Origin of the sequence: Trebonia sp. (assembly GCF_049794275.1) — a bacterium.
In the GTDB taxonomy this organism is placed as follows: domain Bacteria; phylum Actinomycetota; class Actinomycetes; order Streptosporangiales; family Streptosporangiaceae; genus Trebonia.
Window position 1 is genome coordinate 1 of record NZ_JBARCR010000257.1, and the last position, 3,834, is coordinate 3,834.

The following is a 3,834-nucleotide window of genomic DNA, read 5'->3' on the forward strand; positions in this document are numbered from 1 at the left end:
TCGCGCGCCGTCCGTGGGAGGCGATTCGCGCAGCCATGCAGGAAGAACTGTCCGATCTGTCCTGGACCGAGTTGTTCTTCGGAACCGCATTCCTCGCTGCCGGGTCCCGCGGCCCTGGAACCTTGGGTGCACGACCGCGGGAGATCGGCCATCAATGACCGTGGTAATGTCCGCCGCGGATTCGCAACCCCTTCCAGGCTGGCGCTGCCAGTCCTGCGGCTGCCGCTTCTACTCGAAGGGAATTGCTGATGTCACGCGTGCTCATCACCGGCTCAACCGAGGGCCTGGGACTGATGGCGGCCAAGCTGCTAGCAGACGGCGGACACTCGGTCACGCTGCATGCCCGCAGTGCAGCCAGGGCCGAGGACGCACGTGCGGCGCTGCCCGCGGCCAGGGCTGTCGTCGTCGGCGACCTGTCCAGCATCGCTGGCATGCGGCAGGTCGCCGAGCAGGCTAACGCGGGCGGCTCTTACGACGCGGTCATTCACAATGCCGGGGTCGGTTACCGGGAGCCGCGGCGCATCAGCACCGATGACGGTTTGGAGCACGTCTTCGCGATCAACGTGCTCGCCCCGTACCTGCTGACCGGCCTGATCGAGCGGCCTGGCCGGCTGGTGTACCTCAGCTCGGGCATGCATCGCGGCGGGGATCCGGGCCTGACCGATCCGCAGTGGGAAAGCCGTCGCTGGAACGGCTCGCAGGCATACTCCGACAGCAAGCTGTTCGACGTCGTGCTCGCGTTCGCCGTCGCGCGGCTGTGGACCGGAGTCCTGTCGAACGCGCTTGAGCCCGGCTGGGTGCCTACCAGAATGGGCGGTCCCGGCGCACCCGATGACATGTCTTTGGCCCCGGTGACCCAGGCGTGGCTAGCCGTCAGCCCGGATCCGGACGCAACGACGACGGGCGGCTACTTCTATCACCAGAAGCCCCGCACGGCACACCCCGCCGCCCGCGATCTCAAGATTCAGGACCGACTGCTCAGCTATTGCGCCACGCTGACCGGCGTGACCCTGTAACCACTCTGGACTAGCCCGCGGCCCGGGCTTTCTGGCGGTCAGGGTTGACAGTCAGGTCCGCTGGCCAGGCCGAGAGGCATTTGAGGGGCACCCTTCAAGGCTAGACGGCGTCTAGACCGAGCTCGCGTGTGCGGACGACCGCCTCGCTGCGCGATGAGACCCGGAGCTTCCGGTAGGCGGAGTACGCCTGTGTCTTGACCGTGTTCTTGGAGACAAATAGCCGTTCGCCGATTTCCTGGTACGACAGGTGCGTGGCCAACAGTGGCAAGAGCCGCAGTTCGGCCGCTGTAAGCGACGAGGCGCTGACGGCGCGCGCGTTGGCCGTGGCGAGACTAGCCTGCAGCTGGCCAGCCAGCTCCGGTAGGACACCGAGGTCCGGTCGTTGCTGGAGGATGTCATGGACTTGGGCCAGAACCGCCGCGGCACCCTCGGGGTCGGCGAGCGTGATGTACGAGCGGGTCATCTCCAGAAGTGCCTGGACTGACACGACGGGCAGGGCGTAGGTCAGCAGGGGCCTGAGCCGGGACGCCCGTCCGAGGTAGAACCGCGCCTGGCCAACATCGCCCTGGTACGCCGAGGCGCGGCTCGCCCACGCATATACCAGGGCGCTAGTCCAGTAGTCGCCGAAATGCCCGGTCTCCACGATTGTGGCTGCTCGTCGCGCGAGCGTCGTGACCTCGGGCCAGTCATCGCGTTCGGCGGCCACGCCGCACTGCTCGGCGAGGATCATACCGGCAAGGGGCAAGCTACCGGCTTGGGTCGCCAGATCTAGTGCCCGGGCGAGAATGGGCTCGGCTCGGGCCAGGTCACCCTCCAGCAGGTAGGAGATGCCCTCCGTGTACAGCATGGTCGCCCGGTACGGGCTGGCAGGGCTCAGCCCCTCCCAGGCGATCCGCGCGTCGCGCCGCATCTCGCCGATGCCCGTACGGCACAAGATCGCGCGCAGGTACGCGAGCGTGGCCTCCATGGTGCTGCCGTCTGGAAGGACCCCACCCGGGGACGCACGCTCCGCGGCGGCCGCCCAGCGCTCGGCCTCGGCGGGCTGGCCCAAGAGCGCGAAGATCAAGGAGCCGTGCACGGCGATCGCCCCGTAGTACTCGGCTGACGGGATATCCCTGAGCCAGTCCATCCAGCGCAGCACCGTCTCGACGCGCCCGCTGGCCCAGACGGGCTGCTGGAGTTCCAGAATCAGCCGGGCCACCCGGTCGTAGTCTCCTGCCGCCTGCGCATGGTCGATCGCCGCCTCCGGCATGGCGTTCGCCTCGAACCACGCTGCCGCCCGGAAATTCAGATCCTGGATCAGATCGGGCTCTCGGCGCCGGAGTTCTGCCCGCATGAGATCCCGGAGCAGGTGGTGGTACCGGTACCACTCCCGGTGGCGGTCGAGCGGGATCACTAGCAGGTTCCTGGCTTCCATCTGCTCCAGGACAGCCGTGGATCCGGTCTCCTCCAAGATCGCGTCACAGAGTGATCCGCACATCCGGTCCAGGACCGAAGTGCGGATGAGGAATGACGCTTCCGCGCCTGAGATCCGGTCGAGAAGCTCGGAGCGCAGGTAGTCGCCCATGTAGACATCGTCGCCGGTGAATGTGAAACCGACATCGCTGTTCCGGCTGCCGGACTTGATGGCTAGCGCGGCGATATACAGCCCGGCTGGCCAGCCTTCGGTCCGCTGCAGGAGATCACGAACGCTCGCCTCGTCAGCCTCGACTCCTGCCCCCTTCAGCAAGGAGTCCGCCTCCCGTGGTCCCATCGACAGGTCGTCAGCGGTGACCTCAAGTATCCCGCCTTGAGCGCGCAACCGCGCCGTCGGCAGAGGTACCACGGTGCGCGACGCCAGCCCGAGCTGCCAGCCAGGCGGCAGGCGCAGGGCGAACTCGGCGATCGTGTTCAGGCACTGCCTGTTCGTCACAGCCTCAGCCTGGTCGAGCAGCACAGTCACAGGCGGCTGCACCGAGGCGACAGCGGACACAAACCTGGGGACGACAGTGATGTCGGCCCCGGCCGAGGCCAGCGCCGAGAATATCGACGGGTCGACGCGCCCGATCCGGTCCAGCGCAACTGCCAGGGCACTCAGCAGCACAACCGGATCGTTGTCTCCGTCGTCGCAGGACAGCCATGCCGCGCGCGATCCGATCCGTTCAGCCCATTGCGACATAAGGGTGGTCTTACCGTAACCGGGTGGGGCGGCCACAGTGATCACCGGCACCCGGGTAGCGGCCAACCGCTCGACCAGGGCGGTCCGGACCACGATTCCCGGCCGGACCCCGGGCGGGTGAAACTTTGACTCAATTAGCGCGAAGGCGAGTCCGGGAGCAGTCAGGTGATTCCTGCCAGAGACCGCCTGAAACCCGTCGATGACCTCCCGCTTCATTCTCCTCAACGTACTCCCGGATAAACGTGGCATCAACGACGTTCTGCCGACGTGGCGACCTCGACCAGGCCGCACACCAGAGCCTTACTATCCTGACAGTCTTCCGTCATCTAGCGTTCATCAACCGTTAACGCAGATTTCATGCTTGCGCAACCCTAGCGGCGGGCCGTGCCGCAGGCCTACTGGTGTTCACGCTCACCGGGAACTGGATCTGCGCCATCCCCGGTTCGACAACAGCATTCTGTCCGCCGGTGAGCTGGTGGGCGATAGCCAGGATCTAGGGGAAGGTGGTCAAAATTCGGTTGCCGCGCCCAGGTCAGTATTCGCGTTCCGCCGACACAGCGCACGCCGACTTCGTAAGAACTCGGTCCGCGGAAAGTCATCAACCATCCAAGCGCAGGCGAACTGCATCCTTCTGGGCCGGGCTTTGACCAGCGCAGCCAG

General features: G+C 66.4%; 2 protein-coding genes. One reads left to right on the forward strand and one right to left on the reverse strand.

Features of this window, described 5'->3' with window-relative positions; genetic code table 11:
- Window positions 1–248: 248 nt before the first annotated feature.
- Complete coding sequence (locus tag WA805_RS07420) at window positions 249–1,016, forward strand: SDR family NAD(P)-dependent oxidoreductase (protein ID WP_425241962.1); 768 nt, start codon at window positions 249–251, stop codon at window positions 1,014–1,016.
- Window positions 1,017–1,116: 100 nt separating this feature from the next.
- Here the strand turns inward: WA805_RS07420 and WA805_RS07425 are convergent, their stop codons facing one another.
- A complete protein-coding gene (locus WA805_RS07425; RefSeq protein WP_422275500.1) occupies window positions 1,117–3,390 on the reverse strand; it encodes a LuxR C-terminal-related transcriptional regulator in 2,274 nt (757 codons plus the stop codon).
- Between the last annotated feature and the right edge of the window lie 444 nt (window positions 3,391–3,834).

Bases quoted from the DNA above. Each gene is read 5' to 3' on its own strand.
- WA805_RS07425 (WP_422275500.1), bottom strand. From the start codon at position 3,390: ATGAAGCGGGAGGTCATCGACGGGTTTCAGGCGGTCTCTGGCAGGAAT.
- WA805_RS07420 (WP_425241962.1), top strand. From the start codon at position 249: ATGTCACGCGTGCTCATCACCGGCTCAACCGAGGGCCTGGGACTGATG.